Origin of the sequence: Streptomyces roseifaciens (genome assembly GCF_001445655.1) — a bacterium.
Lineage (GTDB): Bacteria > Actinomycetota > Actinomycetes > Streptomycetales > Streptomycetaceae > Streptomyces > Streptomyces aureoversilis.
The window spans coordinates 2,375,391-2,392,969 of sequence record NZ_LNBE01000004.1; the positions used below are offsets into that span (position 1 = coordinate 2,375,391).

Consider the following 17,579-nt stretch of genomic DNA (forward strand, 5'->3'; position numbering starts at 1 on the left):
AGCCTCTTATCGCCTACGCGCGTAGATGTCACTGCTCACGGTGTTCCGATTGTTGCTTTGTGGGTTGTGACGAGATGCAATCGTCACTCCCCGGCGCGTCGCGTCAGCAGGGACGCTTGCGGAGCTCCATGACGTAGTCGTGGGGCGCGCCCGCGGATTCCGCCGCGTCGGCGATCTCGCCCAGGTAGCGGGCGGAGGGCAGGCCGCCCTCGTAACCGTTCAGGACGTAGATCCACGCGGGCTCCTCGCCGTCCAGGGTGTGCACGCGGACGCGCATCCGGCGGTAGATGTCGAGGCCGACGCCCTCCCAACGGTCCATCGAGTCCTCGTCCATCGGGGCGATGTCGTAGAGGGCGACGAAGACCTGGGAGCGGGGTGCCTCGACGACGGTCGCGAGCGCGCCCTCCCAGCCCAGCTGCTCGCCGCCGAAGGTCAGCCGCCAGTCGGAGAGCCAGCCCGTGCCGCGCAGCGGCGAGTGGGGTGCGCGGCGGGACATCAGCCGCGCGTCGAGGTTGCCGGCGTACGCGGCGTAGAGCGACATGGTTTCGAGGGTACGGGAGTGAGGCGCGACGGCATTTGGGATGGCAGTCTCGAAGGGAGGTTCGTCCGGAACCTCCTGCCGGTTCTCGCACGGATTGCCGTATGCATGCGGGTACGGATCCGCTGGGGAGGCCCCGGGAGAAGTCCCTTCGACGGGTACGGGACAATGGAGTACGTGACTCGGATCGTGATCATCGGTGGCGGACCCGGCGGCTATGAGGCGGCGCTCGTCGCCGCGCAGCTCGGTGCGGAGGTGACCGTCGTCGATTGCGACGGTCTGGGCGGGGCGTCGGTGCTCACCGACTGTGTCCCCTCGAAGACGCTCATTGCGACGGCCGAGGTGATGACGACCTTCGACTCCTCGTACGAGGAGCTCGGGATCATCGTCGCCGACGACACGCCGCACATCGAGCAGGCGGCCCGGGTCGTCGGAGTGGACCTGGGCAAGGTCAACCGCCGGGTGAAGCGGCTGGCGCTCGCGCAGTCGCACGACATCACGGCGTCCGTCACCCGGGCGGGTGCACGCGTGCTGCGCGGCCGGGGCCGGCTGGAGCCGAACCAGGCGCCGGACGGCTCGCGCCGAGTGATCGTGACGGCCGCGGACGGGACCGAGGAGACGCTCGTCGCGGATGCGGTGCTGGTCGCCACGGGTGCGCACCCGCGCGAGATCCCCGATGCGCAGCCGGACGGCGAGCGCATCCTGAACTGGACCCAGGTGTACGACCTGGACGAGCTCCCCGAGGAGCTCATCGTGGTGGGCTCGGGTGTGACCGGTGCCGAGTTCGCCGGTGCGTACCAGGCGCTGGGGTCCAAGGTGACGCTGGTGTCGTCGCGGGACCGCGTGCTGCCGGGTGAGGACCCGGATGCGGCCGCCGTTCTGGAGGACGTCTTCCGGCGCCGCGGCATGAACGTCATGGCACGGTCGCGGGCGCAGTCCGCCAAGCGCGTCGGCGACCGGGTCGAGGTCACGCTGGCGGACGGCCGCGTCATCACCGGTACGCACTGCCTGATGGCGGTCGGCTCCATTCCGAACACGGCCGGGATAGGGCTGGAGGAGGCCGGGGTCCGGCTCAAGGAGTCCGGGCACATCCACACCGACCGGGTCTCGCGCACCAGCGCGCCGGGCGTCTACGCCGCCGGTGACTGCACGGGCGTGCTCGCGCTCGCTTCGGTCGCGGCGATGCAGGGACGCATCGCCATGTACCACTTCCTGGGTGACGCGGTCGCGCCGCTCAACCTGAAGTCGGTCTCGGCGAACGTCTTCACGGACCCCGAGATCGCGACCGTCGGCTACACGCAGGCCGACGTCGACAGCGGGAAGATCGACGCCCGTATGGTCAAGCTGCCGCTGCTGCGGAACCCGCGGGCGAAGATGCAGGGCATCCGGGACGGCTTCGTGAAGCTGTTCTGCCGGCCCGGCACGGGCATCGTGGTGGGCGGCGTCGTGGTCGCCCCGCGGGCGAGCGAGCTCATCCACCCGATCTCCCTCGCGGTCGACAACAGCCTGACGGTCGAGCAGATCGCCAACGCGTTCACCGTCTACCCGTCGCTGTCCGGTTCGCTGGCGGAGGTCGCCCGGCAGCTCCACTCGCGCAAGACGCAGCGCGAGGCTTAGGGGTCGGATTGTTGCGCTGAGTGGTCAGGGAGGCTTTGGCCTTGGGCCCGGGCCTCCTATACCACTTTGAGCGTTCCGCAGCGGACAACTTCCGTTAATTGCTGCAACCTGCTGAAAACGGATGGTCGTTGGCGTTACTGTCGGTTTCGTGTTCGCTGCAGAACGTCGTCAATTGATCCTCGAAATGGTGCGGGCCAACGGGGCGGTTTCGCTCCGTGAGCTCGCCCGCGTCGTCCAGACCTCCGAAGTGACCGTACGGCGGGACGTGCGCGCACTGGAGGCAGAAGGACTGCTCGACCGCCGGCACGGCGGTGCGGTGCTGCCGGGAGGCTTCACCAGAGAGTCCGGCTTCCCGCAGAAATCCCATCTAGCGACCGCCGAGAAGACGGCCATCGCCGATCTCGCGGCGAGCTTCGTCGAGGAAGGCGAAGCCGTCGTCGTCGGCGCCGGTACGACCACGCAGGAGCTGGCCCGCCGGCTCGCGCGCGTACCGGGACTGACCGTCGTCACCAACTCCCTGCTCGTCGCCCAGGCCCTCGCCCACGCCAACCGGGTCGAGGTCGTCATGACGGGCGGCACGCTCAGAGGATCCAACTACGCACTGGTGGGCAGCGGTGCGGAGCAGTCCCTGCACGGGCTGCGCGTGACACGGGCGTTCCTGTCGGGAAGCGGGCTGACCGCCGAGCGGGGCCTGTCCACGTCCAACATGCTCTCCGCGAGCGTGGACCGGGCGCTGGTGCAGGCGGCGGCGGAGGTGGTCGTCCTCGCGGATCACACGAAGCTCGGTACGGACACGATGTTCCAGACCGTGCCCACGGACGTGATCACGCGGCTCGTGACGGACGAGCCGCCGTCGCACGACGACCGCGCGGCGACGGAGCTGCAGGCCCTCGCCGACCAGGGCGTCCACATCTCGGTCGCCGGGCCCGGCGCGGGGTCGGGCCAGGGGCCGGGCCCCGGCCCCACGGGAGCGGTGTCGGGCGGCGGCGAGCAGGTGCCGCCGCAGCAGCGCCGCCGCGACGTCCCGCCCCTGCCGGGCCAGCGCCGCACCCACGGAGGCCACCACCTGCCCCCCGGCCCACCGGGCCCCTCCGGGGGCGGCGCGTCGTCCCCGCAGCTCCGCAGCGCCGGTTCGCTGGGCGCTGAGCCTCCGACGGGGACGGCGAGGGTGGCGGACCTGGCGCCGCGGCGGCGATGAGCGCTTCCGCGCGGGGTACTGCCACGACGGCGCGGTCGGTGGCACCGGGCGGGCCGCCGCGGCGGGGCCGTTGAGCTGGGGCTGCCCCCGTTTTCCGCCGCAGCGGTGAGCAACCACGACGGTGTGGTCCGGCGGTGCCGGGCGGGCCTTGGGCCGGCTGGGCACCGCCGGTCTGCGCCATGGGGGCGGGGCGCCGTTGCGGCGGGAGGTTGGTGGCGGGGCCGATTGTTGTCCGGCCGTGTGCCCGGCCGGGGGTCAGCCCTCTTCCGGGCAGGGCTTCGTGGCCAAGCCTTGCAGCGTCAGTGTCAGGAGACGGTCCGGGAGTTGGGGGTCGTCCGGGGACTGTTCCGCGGCGAGCGAGATCGCGTTCGTCAGCTGCATGACGTCGGCGATGTCGACACCGGCGTGGACCGCCCCGGCCGCCTGCGCCCGCGCGAGCAGCACGCTCCCCGCCTCCCGCAGGGGAAGGCTGCAGCGCGACATCGCGGACGCCTCGTCCGCCTGGGCCGCCAGCAGGGCCCGCGAGAGCCCCCGGTAGGTGCTGGCGTGCGCCACGCAGGCCCGTAGCCAGTCCACCAGGGCCCGGCACGGCTCGGGGGCGGCGAGGAGTTCGCGGGAGCGGGCGAGGAGCCCGTCGACCTCGCCCTGGAAGACGGCGCTCATCAGCGCCGTGCGGTTGGGGAAGTGGCGGTAGAGCGTGCCGATGCCGACCCCGGCCCGGCGGGCGATGTCCTCCAGGGAGGCTTCCGTGCCGTGCTCGGTGAACGCGGTCCGGGCCTCCGTGAGCAGCCGCTCGTAGTTGCGCCGGGCGTCCGCCCGCATGGGGCGCGGTGACGCTTGTGTGCTCTCCGTGGCCATGGCTGCCGAGTCCTCCCTCTGTCTCCCCGTCTGCCAAGGATGCCATCGGCCCTCCCGGGCGGGGCACGTCATCCGGACGAGGGATTGTTGTACACACCTGCTGGTGCGTACCGTTTTCTGTATGGACACCTACTCCCTCGTCGAGGCCCGCAACCAGCTCGGGCAGCTCGTGGGCCGTGTGCGCCACGGGCATGAGCACATCATCATCACCGAGTACGGGAAGCCGGCGGCTGCGGTGGTCCCGATAGAGGTGCTGGATGAGCTCCAGCGGCTCCGGGACGAGGCGGATCTGGCGCTGGCGCAGTCCGTCCGGGAAGCCCCCGACGCTCGGTGGATTCCACAGGATGAGGTCTTGGCCGTTCTGGAAGCGGATGAGGCTGCGGATCGGAAGGCTTGCTGAGTGTCCTGGACTGTGGTGTGGCGTTGAATGCCTGCGGGCCCCTGCCGAGTCAATCGGCAGGGGCCCGCAGGCATTACTTGACGGCGGTGTCGCGTCAGTCCTTGATCTCGCAGATGACGGCGCCGGAGGAGACGGAGGCGCCGACCTCGGCGGTGATGCCCTTGACCGTGCCCGCGCGGTGCGCGTTCAGGGGCTGCTCCATCTTCATCGCTTCGAGGACGACGATCAGTTCGCCCTCGGCGACCTCCTGGCCCTCCTCGACCGCGACCTTGACGATCGTGCCCTGCATCGGCGACGTCAGCGCGTCACCGGACGCGGCCGAGCCGGCCTTCTTCGCCGCGCGGCGCTTCGGCTTGGCGCCGCCCGCAGCAGCGGTGCGCGCCAGCGTCATGCCCAGCGAGGACGGCAGGGAGACTTCCAGGCGCTTGCCGCCGACCTCGACGACGACGGTCTCGCGGCCGGCTTCCTCGCCCTCTTCCTCGGCCGCCGCTCCGGCGAACGGCTCGATGGTGTTGACGAACTCCGTCTCGATCCACCGCGTGTGCACCCGGAACGGGTCGGCGGTGAAGGCGGGGTCGGTCACCACGGCCTGGTGGAAGGGAATGGCCGTGGCCATGCCCTCGACCTTGAACTCGTTCAGCGCCCGCGCCGCCCGCTGCAGCGCCTGCTCACGCGTCGCACCGGTGACGATCAGCTTCGCCAGCAGCGAGTCCCACGCCGGGCCGATCACACTGCCCGACTCCACACCCGCATCCAGGCGCACACCCGGACCGGTCGGCGCATCGAAGCGGGTCACCGTGCCCGGAGCGGGCAGGAAGTTGCGGCCCGGGTCCTCACCGTTGATGCGGAACTCGAACGAGTGACCACGCAGCGGCGGGTCGTCGTAGCCGAGCTCCTCGCCGTCGGCGATGCGGAACATCTCGCGGACCAGGTCGATGCCGGTGACCTCTTCGGTGACCGGGTGCTCGACCTGCAGACGGGTGTTGACCTCCAGGAAGGAGATCGTGCCGTCCTGGCCGACGAGGAACTCGCACGTGCCCGCGCCCTCGTAACCGGCCTCGCGCAGGATCGCCTTCGAGGCACGGTAGAGCTCGGCGTTCTGCTCCGCCGACAGGAACGGCGCCGGAGCCTCCTCCACCAGCTTCTGGTGGCGGCGCTGCAGCGAGCAGTCACGCGTGGAGACGACCACCACGTTGCCGTGCTTGTCGGCCAGGCACTGCGTCTCGACGTGACGGGGCCGGTCCAGGTAGCGCTCGACGAAGCACTCCCCCCGCCCGAACGCCGCGACCGCCTCGCGGACGGCGGAGTCGTAGAGCTCGGGGACCTCCTCCAGCGTGCGGGCGACCTTCAGACCACGCCCGCCACCACCGAAAGCGGCCTTGATCGCGATCGGCAGGCCGTGTTCCTGCGCGAACGCCACGACCTCCTCCGCCCCCGCAACCGGGTCGGCGGTACCGGCCACCAGCGGCGCACCCGCACGCTGGGCGATGTGACGGGCCGCCACCTTGTCACCCAGATCCCGGATCGCCTGCGGCGGCGGACCGATCCACGTCAGACCCGCATCCAGCACGGCCTGCGCGAACTCGGCGTTCTCGGAAAGGAAGCCGTACCCGGGGTGAACGGCATCCGCCCCCGACTCGGCCGCCGCGGCAAGCACCTTGGCCACATCGAGGTAGCTCGTCGCCGGGGTGTCACCGCCCAGCGCATACGCCTCATCAGCAGCGCGGACATGCAGCGCGTCCCGGTCCGGATCCGCGTAGACCGCCACACTGGCAATCCCGGCATCCCGGCACGCGCGAGCTACGCGGACAGCGATTTCGCCACGGTTGGCGATGAGCACCTTGCGCACGATGGCTCCCTCCTTGAAACAAGGTGAGTTTAGGTACTGGCGACACTCTGTGCCGAGCCGACTCCCGAGGTGAGCTTGCCCACACGGAGCGTGAACCGGAGGCCGTGTGCGCGCCAAAGTCCCCAGTTCTCCCACGGTACGCCGGGTGCGAGGGTCTCTGCCGACCTTTGCATGTGGCGCAGCTCTCGACCCGTGCCGCCGGGAAGGAAAGAGCTTTCTTTGTCGAGTCCCTACGAAGGGGTGGCCCAAAGTTTGCGTGTGCGGGAACCGGCCCGGGGGCCGTTCGGCCGGGCGCGGGCCCCGAGGGGGTGCGGGTACGGATCCGGGCGCGACCTCGTACTGACTCCGTACCGACCCCTTGCTCATGGTTCTACCCGTGAGTAGCGTCCTTTCAGACGTGGGTACCCGCGGTAACTTGCGGCAATTGCCCACGGCAATCGCCCACGGAGGGGCGGGCGAGGGCGAAGAGGGGTGGTGAGGCGGTGGTGACGACCCGGTTCCCGTTCCGCAGACCTGTCGCCGGCCTCGCCGCGCTCGCCCTCGCCGTGGAGGGCCTGGGCATCGCCCTGATCAACTGGATCCTCGGCGTCGTCGTCCGCCGCCAGCACATGTCCCTGGCGGGCAGCGACCCCGGCCTCATGGCCCTCGCCGCCTGGATCGCCGGCGCCCTCTTCGCCCTCTACCTGCTCCTGTGCGCCGTCGTCGCCCTCCGCGTCGCCCTCCGCGACCGCCCGCCCCGGGCAGCGGGAAGGATTCTGCTGATCACCTGCGGCGTCGTGCACGGCCTGCTGGGCGCCTTCTGCGTCGGCCTCGTCGGCTGGGCCGCGTTCGCGGTCGTCATGGCCGTCCTCGCCCTGATCGTCTGGACGCTGATGGTGTACGACCCCGAGCGCTGGGCTCAGCCGACGGAAGCCGTCGTCCCGCACTGACGCGCGGCCAACGGAGCGCCGGGCTCAGCCCGCGACCCCGCGCTGACGCGCGGCCAACTTCGCCGCCTCCGCCGCGACGTGGCGCAGCGTGTCCGTCAGCTGGCGCCTGCGGCGGTGGAAGTCGTCCAGCGGCACGGCGGCGGATACGGCGGCGGTACCGGCGCGGGCGGCGCCCTGCACTCCGGTTAGCGCCGGTACGGGTACCGCCACGCAGGCCACTCCCGGCGCGCACTCCTCGACCTCCACGGCGACCCCCTCCCGCCGCACGCGCCGCAGCTCCGCGTCCAGCCGGTCCGGCGACGTGATCGTCCGCGGCGTGATCGCCCGCATCCCCGTACCCGTGAGGTAGCGCATGCGGGCGGCCCGGGGCAGCGCCGAGAGCAGCACCTTGCCGTGGGCGGTCGCGTGCCCGTCGAGATCCCGGCCCACGCTGAAGCCGCCCGTCGACGGGTCGGCGGCGTTCCCGGCGAGCACGGCGATGTCCCCGTCGCGGTACGTGCTGAAGTACGTGTCCGCGCCCGCTTCCCGCCGGGCTGTGAGCAGGAGTGCATGCACGGCGTCGTCCAGCTGCATCTGGCGCTGGAACGCCTGGTGCAGGACGGGCACGCGGTACCCGAGGGTGTACCCGCCCGCGGTACGGACCAGATGCCCGCGGGCGGTGAGCGTGCCGAGGATCTCGTACACGGTGGAGAGCCCGCAGTGGAGGTTCCTGGCCAGCGCCTTCGCCGTGACCGGGCCGGGGGATGTGGCGACGGCGTCCAGTACGTCGAGGGCGCGGTCCACGGACTGGGACATGGGAGGTTCGGATTCCTTCGAGGCTGGGCGGGTTGTCGGCGGACCTCCCAGCCTCGCACAGGAGCCGTCGGCGTCAGCTCTTGACCGGCGCCTTCTCGCGGAGCAGCTCCACGAACGCCCTCATCCACGCGGGCTGGTCGTTCCACGCCCGCGCGGACACCATGTTCCCGTCGACGACGGCCTCCGCGTCCACGAACGTCCCGCCCGCGAGCTGCACGTCCGGGCGGCACGCCGGCCACGCGGCCGTACGGCGGCCCTTGAGGACGCCCAGCGGCGTCAGCGCGATCACGGCGTGGCAGATGTGCGCGATGGGCTTGTTCTGCGCGAAGAACGATTTGATGATCCGCTGGAAGTCGGGATCCAGCCGCAGGAACTCCGGCGCGCGGCCGCCGGGTATGACGACCGCGGCGTAGTCCGACGGGTTCACGTTCGCCAGCGCGACGTCCGCGGGCCAGCTGTGGCCCAGCTTCTCCGTGTACGTGTCGAAGCTCGCGACGAAGTCGTGCACGACGAACTGGAGCTGCTTCACGGTGGGAGCGGCGATGTCCACCTCGTAGCCCTCCTCCAGCAGGCGCTGGTAGGGGTAGAGGACCTCCAGGTCCTCGGCGGCGTCACCGGTGGTGATCAGGATCCTCGGCATGCGGCAGGCTCCTCGGGGGTAGGAGGCGTAGCCGGATGGCTTCCGGCCTACACCGGAATATGCGCTTTGACATGTCCGAGGAAACTTGACCAGGTGGTGTTGTTGACGGTGACGGCACCTCCCGTGGGGTTCTTGGAGTCCCGTATGTGCACCGGGGCGCGGTCCGGACGTCTGCCCACTTCGACGCAGTCGCCGCCACCGCCGTCGCTGTAGCTGGACTTGCGCCACTGCATGGTGTTGCTCATTGCTCCCCTGCCAACTGTTCGATGAAGTTCAGCGATTCGCGCGGGCTCAGAGATTGCGCGCGGATCTTCGCGTAGCGATGTGCCCGCTCAGTCACCTCAGCCGGGTTGCTGATCAACTTGCTGAGGCCTTGGCCGTCCACGAAGACCACCGTGCGGTGATCCGGTGTCTCCAGCAGTTTCATCGAGCCGCGATCACCCGCGTAGTCCCCGGTCAGGGCGGCGTCCAGGGGTAGCACCTGGATCGTGACATTCCGGCACCTCGCGTACGTGGCGAGGAGCAGCAGCTGATCACGCATGATGTCCCTGCTTCCGAACGGCCTGCGTAGCACTGACTCTTCGAGGATCAACTCCAGGAGGGCCGTCGGCTCGCGGTTGAACAGAGCCTTGCGCGCCATCCTCACTCCTACCAACTCCTCCACCCTGGCCTCCGGTAGTGGTGGGTAGCTGCCGCCGATGATTGCGCGCGCGTAGTCCTCTGTTTGGTACAGGCCGTCGACAACGAAGGTCATGTACGAGCTGACCGAGAGCGCCTTCCGCTCCAGGGCCGCGTAGTCCCGGAAGTCTGTGGGGTACTTGTCCAGCATCAGGTACTTCTTGGCCGCCGTGAAGATGCCGATTCCGCCCCCAATTGCCTTCTCCATGGCATCCAGCATCTGGTCGTTGGCGGGCTGTGCACCCGTTTCCAGCGCGCTGACTGCGGAGCCCGTATATCCGATCTGCTCGCCGACTTGTTCCTGGGTCAGGCCCGCGTGAAGTCGCATCAACCTTGCGACTTCCGACACTAGTTGCATGCCGGCTCCCGCCCTGCTCTTGTTCTCCGAGCGCGCCATTGCTCCCCCTCAACTGGACTCAACCGGACTCAAGGAGCGTTCGATCAAACTGCACCGTTACGGGTGGTCGACGCTCTGTGATGGAAAACCTAGCGAGACCCAGTGACACTCGTCACATGAACCAGCAAGGTCGCGTGACCGAAATCGGATGGCTCCCCGTCGCCGGTCACCAACTCCGCAAGGCAGGCGTCCACTTCGACGCCGTCCGCGTCAACGGCAACGACGGCCGCCGTCTGGCCAATGCCATGGCCATGCTCACCCGCGGCCGGCCCGGTCCGATCATCGCGGAAGCGAACGACCGCAGGGCGATGTACTTCCTCGTCGAATCCGGAAGTACCGCCCGCCGCGCCTGGCCGAAAGGCGTCGAGCGCCTCACCGGGGAAGCCGGCGCAGCCGACTACGTGCCCATTCCCGCGCTCTACGGGGCCACATGGCCCCTCTCGTGGTTCTGCGTTCCCACGCCCGACGGGCGGCTCGTGCACACGCTTCTTCTGCTGAGTACGGCCCGTGCATTTCTGGGGTGCGCCCCCCGACTGGCGGAAGGAATGGTGACCGAGGCGCCATGACTTCGTTGGGGCGGTCATGATGAAGCGCATCGTTGCCGCCGCCGCTCTCACCGGCGCCGCTTTCGCCCTGACCGCCACCGCAGCCACGGCCGCTCCCATGCCGCAACCGCCCACCTCGAACGCGGGGGACGTCGTGGCTCCGCCGGCGCCCGCTCCCGGGCCGCCCGGGGAGGAACCGGCGACCAGCATCTACCCCGGGGCCACGAATCAGCTCGGCAAGCTCGATCAGCTCAACCAGCTGAACCAGCTGGGTCAGGCCGGTCAGGCCCTCGACCCGGTCCTCGGGCTCCTCGCGCCGGTCACCGGGCTGCTGCCGCTCTAGGCGTCCGCCCACAGCTCCGTGATCGACATCCCCAGCTCGGCGAGGAGCTTGCGGAGCAGGGGGAGGGAGAGGCCGATGACGTTGCCGTGGTCGCCGTCGATGCCCTCGATGAAGGGGGCGGAGCGGCCGTCGAGGGTGAAGGCGCCCGCGACGTACAGCGGCTCGCGGGTCGCGACGTAAGCCGCGATCTCGGCGTCGGAGGGCTCGCCGAAGCGCACGGTCGTGGAAGCGGTCGCCGACACCCGGCGGCCCGTGGCCGTGTCGACGATGCAGTGGCCGGTCCGGAGGATCCCGGACCGGCCGCGCATCGACTTCCAGCGGGCGGTGGCGTCCTCGGCGTCCTCCGGCTTGCCCAGGGCCTGCCCGTCCAGTTCCAGGACGGAGTCGCAGCCGACGACCAGCGCCCCGGCCGCTTCCGGCCGGGCGGCGACCGCGTCGGCCTTGGCCTCGGCCAGGAGGCGTGCCAGCTCGGCGGGGGTCGGGGCGGTCAGCGCGTCCTCGTCGACGCCGCTGACGATCACCTCGGGCCGCAGCCCGGCGGCCTTGAGCAGGCCGAGGCGGGCGGGGGACTGGGAGGCGAGGACGAGGCGGCGCTGAGGGGTCATGCCCGCCATCGTAGACAACCGCGGCCCCCGTCCCCGGGCGCTACTTCTTGATCACTGCCTGCATGACCTTCTTGGCGATCGGGCCCGCGAGGCCGCCGCCGGAGATCTCGTCGCGGTCGATGCCGGAGCCCTCGGGGTCGATGAAGACGGCGACGGCCACGGGGGAGCCGTCGGCCTGCTTGGCGTAGGAGACGAACCAGGCGTACGGGAGCTTCTCGTTGTTGACGCCGTGCTGGGCGGTGCCGGTCTTGGCGCCGACGGTGACGCCGTCGATCAGGGCCTTCTTGCCGGTGCCGTTCTGGGCGGTGTTCTCCATCATCTGCTGGACCTTCTTCGCCGTGTCGGCGGAAACGGCCTGCGACATGACCTCGGGCTTGTGCTTCTCCAGCGTGTTCAGGCCGGGGTCGCGCAGCTCCTCGACGAGGTACGGCTTCATGAGCTTGCCGTCGTTGGCGAGGGCGGCGGTCATCATCGCGATCTGCAGCGGGGTGCTGTCGAGGCTGCCCTGGCCCATGCCGGTGAGGGCGGTCTGCGGGCGGTCGAGGTTCTTGGGGTAGATGCTCTCGACGGTGCCGTTGGGGATGAAGATGTCCTTGTTGTTGAAGCCGAACTTCTCGGCGGTCTCCCGCATCTTGTCCTTGCCCAGCTTGTCGGCCAGGTCGAGGAAGACGTTGTTGCAGGACCACTGGAGGCCGGCCTTGAGGGAGCCGTTGACGCACTCCTCGGTCTGGACGTCGTTACGGACCGTGGTCGTGCTGAGGGGGAGCTTGTACGGGACCGGGGCGCTGCCCTTGGCGTTGATGTCGCTGACGATGCCGTGTTCGAGGGCGGCCGCGGCGGTGAGGATCTTGAAGGTGGAGCCCGGGGGGTAGCGCTCCTTGATCGCCCGGTTGACCAGCGGCTTGTCCTTGTCGGCCTCCAGCTTCTTGTACGCCTCCTGGTCCTTCAGCGTGTTCCCCGCGAAGACCGAGGGGTCGTAGGAGGGGGTGGAGGCCAGGGCGAGGATCTTGCCGGTGCGGGGGTCGAGGGCGACGACCGCGCCCTTGTACTTGCCCAGGCCCTCGAAGGCGGCCTTCTGCGCCTTGGGGTCGATGGTCGTCACCACGTCGCCGCCGCGGGGCTTCTTGCCGCTGAGCATGTCGGTGGTGCGCTGCAGGAACAGCTTGTCGTCGGTGCCGCTGAGCAGCTTGTTGTTGACGAATTCGAGCTGGCTGTTGCCGTACAGCTGCGAGGAGTAGCCGGTGACCGGGGCGTACATCTCGCCGTCCTTGAACGTGCGCTTGTACTTGTAGTCGCCCGTGGTCTCGCTGGAGCCGGTGACCGGCTGGCCGCCGACGATGATGTTGCCGCGGGGCTGGGCGAAGGAGGCGATCTTCACCCGCTTGTTGTCCTTGTGATTGGCCAGGTCGTCGCTGCGGACGAACTGGATCCAGTTCGCCCGGACCAGTAGGGCCAGGACCAGCAATCCGACAAAGACGGATATGTGGCGCACGGGCTTGTTCATGGTGTGACGCACTCCCCGGTTCGCGGCATTTCACTAGCCATGATGAGGGATGGGGAGGATTTGGTTGCAGACGGCCTGTAACTGTGGGTTCCCTGTGGCTCAGCCCACGCCCAGGATGACGAAGGCGATCACCATGCCGATCGCGAGCACGAGACCGGCCCGGCGGAGCATCGCCTGCGCCTCGCGCAGCTCCTCGGGCGGTTCGTTCGAAGGGTCGGACCACAGCATTGCCCCCATGGTGCCGCCGGGGGGTGCGGGGGCGCCTGAGTACGCGTACTCAATCGCCGGGGGCGGGGGTGTTTACTGCTTGCGCTTCGTGGCCTGACCTGAGGCGGTCAATCGCTTGATGAGGATCTTCACTGCCTCGGCCAGGAATCCGGGCCAGTACGTCGTCCAGTAATCCCTCACCAGTCCGCCGACCTCGACGGGGTGTGTCGGTATGGCGTCGGGAAGCTTGCGCCCTTCGAAGTTCAGCTTCTTGCACGCCTCGGCGTAACAGTCGTACATCACCTTTTCCGTGAGCACGTCGGCAGCGGCGGTTGCGCCGGCGCCGAGTACGAACCCCTGTTCGGCGACCTCGCCGAGCAGCTCGCCCGTCGCGACGAGCTTGTCCGACGGCGTGAAGACGTACCGGGTGACGAAGGATTCGCCTGCGCTGCCCGATCCGGTCGTCGCATCGAATTCCCGCAGCGCGAGATTGCCTTCACTGACGTGCCCGAGCGTCGTGTGCGCCCACACCGAACCGACCTTGCCCTCGGCGATGAGCGCGTCACGGGCCACGGACGCCAGCGAACCCTGGCCGCCGGGGCGCATCGTCCCCTTCACCCAGTCCTCTTTCTCTTCATACGTCCGACCCGCATTGCAGGAGAAGAGGATGAAGTTGATGTTGGGCGCCAGCACAGGGGCGATCGACTTGAAGAGCGCTGCGGCTCCGGTCGTATTGACCGAGGTGATGCCGCACCCTTGGGGACCACCGTGGGCGAAGACCGCAAGGGTGCGTACCGTGGCCGGGCCGGTCCCCGGGGGTACGGCCGGGTCCGGCGGGGCCTTGGCGACTGCGGCCTTCAGCAGGGCGCCGATGGCTTGCACCGTGGCGCCCAAGGGGCGGTCGGTCTCCTTCATCGCCTCACCGAAGACGATGTTCGCTGCGGTGATCTGCTTGCCCTTGACCGCCAGTGCCTTCTCCGGCTCGGCCCACCTCTTTGCTGCCTTGCTGGCCTCTTCGTTGTCCACCGGCATCGGCTGGTAGAACGCCAGCGCCACCCCGTTCGGAAACTCCTTGACCAGCCGCTGCCCCAGCGCCGCCTCGGGGTCCGCCGGCTTCGCCGCCACCGGCGCCGGAGCCGCCACGTCGTCGCGCTGGACCGCCCGTACCCCCGCCGCCGACTGCTCGACGACGTGTCCGAGCTCGTGGGCGAGCAGTGCCTGGCCGGTCGCGGTGTGCGGTGCGTACATGTCGCGTCCGAACACCACGTCGTGCCCCACCGTGTACGCCCTGGCGTGCAGACCGGCAGCCAGCTCGGCCGCCTGCTCGTCGCTGTGCGTGCGGACCCGGCTGAAGTCGTACGAGAAGCGGGCGGACATGGTCCGCTGCGTCACATGGTCCAGGAGAGTGCCGGGCGAGCGGGGGAGGACGCGGGCGGGCGCCGATTCCGGGGCGGTGTGCCGCAGGGGCGCGTCCGGTGTGCGGGAGAGGAGTTCCTTTCCGCCCATACAACCGAGTGTGCGCGTAGGGGGAGCGGGCCGCGACTGCGGCCCGCTCCCTCCGTACTCGTCGTACTCGTTACGCAGGCCAGTACGTCGTGCGCCACGCCCGCGGGCCCGCCTGCGGCATGCGCGTCGCGGTCAGGCGCCGCGCCGGCGTCGACCACTCCGGGCGGGCCTCGCCCGCCTCGGGCGCGGCAGCGCCGCCCGCTGCCGCGCGGGCCTGGACCACCGCCAGGGCGGCGGCGAGCTCCTCGGGGGTCGGGTTGCCCCGGACTACCTTGATCACCTAGAGCCTCCTGGAGGGATCTAGAGGGGGATGTTGCCGTGCTTCTTCGGCGGCAGCGCCTCGCGCTTGTCGCGCAGCGCCCGCAGGCCCCGCACGACGTGCCGGCGCGTCTCGTTCGGCATGATCACCGCGTCGACGTAGCCGCGTTCGGCGGCCGCGTACGGGTTGAGGAGCGCGTCCTCGTAGTCCGCGATGAGCTTCGCCCGCAGCTCCTCCTGCTCCTCCGGGGTCTCCGCCGCGGCGATCGTGCGGCGGTGCAGGATGTTGACCGCGCCCTGGGCGCCCATGACGGCGATCTGGGCGGTGGGCCAGGCGAGGTTGAGGTCGGCGCCGAGGTGCTTGGAGCCCATGACGTCGTACGCGCCGCCGAACGCCTTGCGCGTGATCACCGTGATGAGCGGCACCGTGGCCTCGGCGTAGGCGTAGATCAGCTTGGCGCCGCGCCGGATGATGCCGTTGTACTCCTGGTCGGTGCCGGGCAGGAAGCCGGGCACGTCGACGAAGGTGAGCACCGGCACGTTGAAGGCGTCGCAGGTGCGGACGAAGCGGGCGGCCTTCTCGCTGGCGTTGATGTCGAGGCAGCCGGCGAACTGGAGCGGCTGGTTGGCGACGATGCCGACCGGCCGGCCCTCCACGCGCCCGAAGCCGGTGATGATGTTCGGCGCGAACAGGGCCTGGGTCTCCAGGAACTCGCCGTCGTCCAGCACGTGCTCGATGGCCGTGTGCATGTCGTACGGCTGGTTGGCCGAGTCCGGGATGAGGGTGTCGAGCTCGCTGTCGGTGGGCGAGATCTCCAGGTCGGCCTCCTCGGGGAAGGCCGGGGGCTCGGAGAGGTTGTTCGAGGGGAGGTAGGAGAGGAGCGCCTTGACGTACTCGATGGCGTCCTTCTCGTCCCCGGCCATGTGGTGCGCCACGCCCGAGGTGCTGTTGTGCGTGCGGGCGCCGCCGAGCTCCTCGAAGCCCACGTCCTCGCCGGTGACGGTCTTGATGACGTCGGGGCCGGTGATGAACATGTGCGAGGTCTGGTCGACCATCACCGTGAAGTCGGTGATCGCGGGGGAGTAGACCGCGCCGCCCGCGCAGGGGCCCACGATCAGGGAGATCTGCGGGACGACGCCGGAGGCGTGCACGTTGCGGCGGAAGATCTCGCCGAAGAGGCCGAGGGCGACCACGCCCTCCTGGATGCGGGCGCCGCCGCCGTCGTTGATGCCGATGATCGGACAGCCGGTCTTCAGCGCGAAGTCCATGGCCTTGCCGATCTTCTCGCCGTAGACCTCGCCGAGCGAGCCGCCGAAGACCGTGAAGTCCTGGGAGTAGACGCAGACGGTGCGGCCGTCGACGGTGCCGTAGCCGGTGACGACGCCGTCCCCGTACGGGCGGTTCTTCTCGATGCCGAAGTTCGTCGAGCGGTGCCGGGCGAACTCGTCCAGCTCGACGAAGGAACCCTCGTCCAGGAGGAGTTCGATGCGCTCGCGGGCGGTCAGCTTGCCCTTCGCGTGCTGCTTCTCCACGGCACGCGCGGAGCCGGCGTGCGTGGCCTCCTCGATCCGGCGTTGCAGATCCGCGAGCTTGCCCGCGGTGGTGTGGACGTCGTATTCCGGCTCGGACATCGGGATGCGGCTCCTGCTCGTCCAGAGGTGGGCTGGCTGAGGATGAACTGAGGCTGAGTGGGCTAACCGGTGCTACCGGTCCGTAGCGTATCCGCGCGGGTGCGCTGCGGCAGTGCGTCGTTGGCCACACCGGTTTGCCTCCACTTCCCTCCTATGGTGGCTCTTATGACGCCTCCTGAGACGCCTCCTCCTTCCGGCGGCCGCTGGTCCGATCTCGACCGGCCGCCGCTCAACGCCACCGCGCTGCGGCGCGGGCTGCTGCGGCCCGGCGCGCTGTGGACCTCGGTGGACGTGGTGGCGCGGACGGGCTCGACGAACACCGACCTCGTGGCCGCCGGCGGGCCCGAAGGGGCGGTGCTCGTCGCGGAGGAGCAGTCCGCCGGGCGCGGGCGGCTCGACCGCACGTGGACGGCGCCGCCGCGGTCCGGTCTCTTCTTCTCCGTCCTGCTGCGGCCCGGCCCGGGCGTGCCCGTGGAGCGGTGGGGCTGGCTGCCGCTGCTCGCCGGGGTCGCCACGGCCGCCGCGCTGTCCCGGGCGGCCGGCGTCGACACGGCGCTGAAGTGGCCCAACGACCTGCTCGTGACGGTCGACGGGCACGAGCGCAAGGCCGGCGGGATCCTCGCCGAGCGGACCGGGGACGCCGTCGTCGTCGGCATCGGCCTGAACGTGTCGCTGCGGGCCGACGAGCTGCCCGTACCCACGGCGGGGTCGCTGGCGCTGGCCGGAGCGCAGGTCCTGGACCGCGATCCGCTGCTGCGCGCCGTACTCCGTTCGCTGGAGGAGTGGTACGGCCGGTGGCGCGACGCGGCGGGCGATCCGGCGCAGAGCCGTCTGCAGGAGGCGTACGCCGCCGGGTGCGCCACGCTCGGGCGCCACGTGCGGGCCGAACTTCCCGGCGGCCGTGAGCTGGTCGGAGAGGCCGTCGCCGTCGACGGGGACGGGCGGCTCGTGCTCGCCACGGGCGACGGAGTGCAGCAGCCGGTGGGCGCCGGCGACATCGTTCACGTACGGCCCGCCCCGTCGGAAGAGTGAGCTACGGCACACCTGTCGTATCGTTGTGCCCAGAACCTAAGCGAGCAG

The 17,579-nt window shown here is 70.1% G+C and carries 20 protein-coding genes; 7 read left to right on the forward strand and 13 right to left on the reverse strand.

The genetic code is table 11. The annotated features are described in order from the left end of the window. Positions 1–103: 103 nt before the first annotated feature. Complete coding sequence (locus tag AS857_RS27900) at positions 104–541, reverse strand: gamma-glutamylcyclotransferase family protein (RefSeq protein ID WP_058045957.1); 438 nt, start codon at positions 539–541, stop codon at positions 104–106. Positions 542–706: 165 nt separating this feature from the next. On the opposite strand from AS857_RS27900, the gene AS857_RS27905 reads away from it, so the two are divergent. Both AS857_RS27905 and AS857_RS27910 read left to right on the forward strand, forming a co-directional pair. Then, positions 707–2,155: an NAD(P)H-quinone dehydrogenase gene (locus AS857_RS27905; protein WP_058045958.1), complete on the forward strand. Its 1,449-nt coding sequence runs from the start codon at positions 707–709 to the stop codon at positions 2,153–2,155. A gap of 121 nt (positions 2,156–2,276) precedes the next feature. Continuing rightward, positions 2,277–3,353, forward strand: a complete 1,077-nt coding sequence (locus AS857_RS27910) for a DeoR/GlpR family DNA-binding transcription regulator (protein ID WP_079110682.1) — start codon at positions 2,277–2,279, stop codon at positions 3,351–3,353. Between the two features lie 255 nt (positions 3,354–3,608). Here AS857_RS27910 and AS857_RS27915 read toward each other — a convergent pair whose 3' ends face one another. Continuing rightward, positions 3,609–4,211, reverse strand: a complete 603-nt coding sequence (locus tag AS857_RS27915; protein WP_420823972.1) for a TetR/AcrR family transcriptional regulator — start codon at positions 4,209–4,211, stop codon at positions 3,609–3,611. 121 nt (positions 4,212–4,332) lie between these two features. Between AS857_RS27915 and AS857_RS40125 the strand changes: the two genes are divergently transcribed. Then, positions 4,333–4,611: a type II toxin-antitoxin system Phd/YefM family antitoxin gene (locus tag AS857_RS40125; protein WP_160330278.1), complete on the forward strand. Its 279-nt coding sequence runs from the start codon at positions 4,333–4,335 to the stop codon at positions 4,609–4,611. 94 nt (positions 4,612–4,705) lie between these two features. On the opposite strand, the gene AS857_RS27925 is transcribed toward AS857_RS40125, so the two are convergent. Next, positions 4,706–6,460, reverse strand: a complete 1,755-nt coding sequence (locus AS857_RS27925) for an acetyl/propionyl/methylcrotonyl-CoA carboxylase subunit alpha (RefSeq protein WP_058045962.1) — start codon at positions 6,458–6,460, stop codon at positions 4,706–4,708. Positions 6,461–6,945: 485 nt separating this feature from the next. On the opposite strand from AS857_RS27925, the gene AS857_RS27930 reads away from it, so the two are divergent. Beyond that, positions 6,946–7,389, forward strand: coding sequence for a hypothetical protein (locus AS857_RS27930; RefSeq protein WP_058047111.1), 444 nt, complete (start codon positions 6,946–6,948; stop codon positions 7,387–7,389). A gap of 24 nt (positions 7,390–7,413) precedes the next feature. On the opposite strand, the gene AS857_RS27935 is transcribed toward AS857_RS27930, so the two are convergent. The 4 genes from AS857_RS27935 to AS857_RS27945 all read right to left on the reverse strand — a co-directional run bounded on the left by AS857_RS27935 (position 7,414) and on the right by AS857_RS27945 (position 9,899). Then, positions 7,414–8,184, reverse strand: a complete 771-nt coding sequence (locus tag AS857_RS27935) for an IclR family transcriptional regulator (RefSeq protein ID WP_063804374.1) — start codon at positions 8,182–8,184, stop codon at positions 7,414–7,416. 73 nt (positions 8,185–8,257) lie between these two features. Continuing rightward, positions 8,258–8,824: a DJ-1/PfpI family protein gene (locus AS857_RS27940; RefSeq protein WP_058045963.1), complete on the reverse strand. Its 567-nt coding sequence runs from the start codon at positions 8,822–8,824 to the stop codon at positions 8,258–8,260. Between the two features lie 47 nt (positions 8,825–8,871). Continuing rightward, entirely contained in the window at positions 8,872–9,069 is a 198-nt protein-coding gene (locus AS857_RS38135; protein WP_079110684.1) for a DUF397 domain-containing protein, read from the reverse strand. Then, entirely contained in the window at positions 9,066–9,899 is an 834-nt protein-coding gene (locus AS857_RS27945) for a helix-turn-helix domain-containing protein (protein WP_058045964.1), read from the reverse strand. The genes AS857_RS38135 and AS857_RS27945 overlap by 4 nt, the downstream gene beginning before the upstream one ends. A 116-nt stretch (positions 9,900–10,015) precedes the next feature. On the opposite strand from AS857_RS27945, the gene AS857_RS27950 reads away from it, so the two are divergent. Continuing rightward, complete coding sequence (locus tag AS857_RS27950) at positions 10,016–10,465, forward strand: hypothetical protein (protein WP_058045965.1); 450 nt, start codon at positions 10,016–10,018, stop codon at positions 10,463–10,465. Between the two features lie 16 nt (positions 10,466–10,481). After that, the gene (locus AS857_RS27955) at positions 10,482–10,787 is read left to right on the forward strand and encodes a hypothetical protein (RefSeq protein ID WP_058045966.1); all 306 of its coding nucleotides are present in this window, start codon (positions 10,482–10,484) and stop codon (positions 10,785–10,787) included. On the opposite strand, the gene AS857_RS27960 is transcribed toward AS857_RS27955, so the two are convergent. The 6 genes from AS857_RS27960 to AS857_RS27980 all read right to left on the reverse strand — a co-directional run bounded on the left by AS857_RS27960 (position 10,784) and on the right by AS857_RS27980 (position 16,499). Further along, on the reverse strand, positions 10,784–11,401 hold the full coding sequence (locus tag AS857_RS27960; RefSeq protein ID WP_058045967.1) for a Maf family protein: 618 nt from the start codon (positions 11,399–11,401) through the stop codon (positions 10,784–10,786). The genes AS857_RS27955 and AS857_RS27960 overlap by 4 nt on opposite strands. 31 nt (positions 11,402–11,432) lie before the next feature. Beyond that, a complete protein-coding gene (locus tag AS857_RS27965) occupies positions 11,433–12,896 on the reverse strand; it encodes a peptidoglycan D,D-transpeptidase FtsI family protein (RefSeq protein WP_063278437.1) in 1,464 nt (487 codons plus the stop codon). Between the two features lie 99 nt (positions 12,897–12,995). Further along, complete coding sequence (gene mmpB, locus AS857_RS41990) at positions 12,996–13,124, reverse strand: morphogenic membrane protein MmpB (RefSeq protein WP_275477384.1); 129 nt, start codon at positions 13,122–13,124, stop codon at positions 12,996–12,998. A 72-nt stretch (positions 13,125–13,196) separates the two neighbouring features. Next, a complete protein-coding gene (locus tag AS857_RS27970; protein ID WP_058045968.1) occupies positions 13,197–14,609 on the reverse strand; it encodes an eCIS core domain-containing protein in 1,413 nt (470 codons plus the stop codon). Between the two features lie 70 nt (positions 14,610–14,679). After that, positions 14,680–14,889 (reverse strand): acyl-CoA carboxylase epsilon subunit, encoded by a 210-nt coding sequence (locus AS857_RS27975; protein ID WP_058045969.1) that lies wholly within the window; start codon positions 14,887–14,889, stop codon positions 14,680–14,682. A gap of 20 nt (positions 14,890–14,909) precedes the next feature. Next, on the reverse strand, positions 14,910–16,499 hold the full coding sequence (locus AS857_RS27980; protein WP_058045970.1) for an acyl-CoA carboxylase subunit beta: 1,590 nt from the start codon (positions 16,497–16,499) through the stop codon (positions 14,910–14,912). Positions 16,500–16,664: 165 nt separating this feature from the next. Between AS857_RS27980 and AS857_RS27985 the strand changes: the two genes are divergently transcribed. Beyond that, complete coding sequence (locus AS857_RS27985) at positions 16,665–17,531, forward strand: biotin--[acetyl-CoA-carboxylase] ligase (protein ID WP_058045971.1); 867 nt, start codon at positions 16,665–16,667, stop codon at positions 17,529–17,531. Positions 17,532–17,579 lie beyond the last annotated feature (48 nt).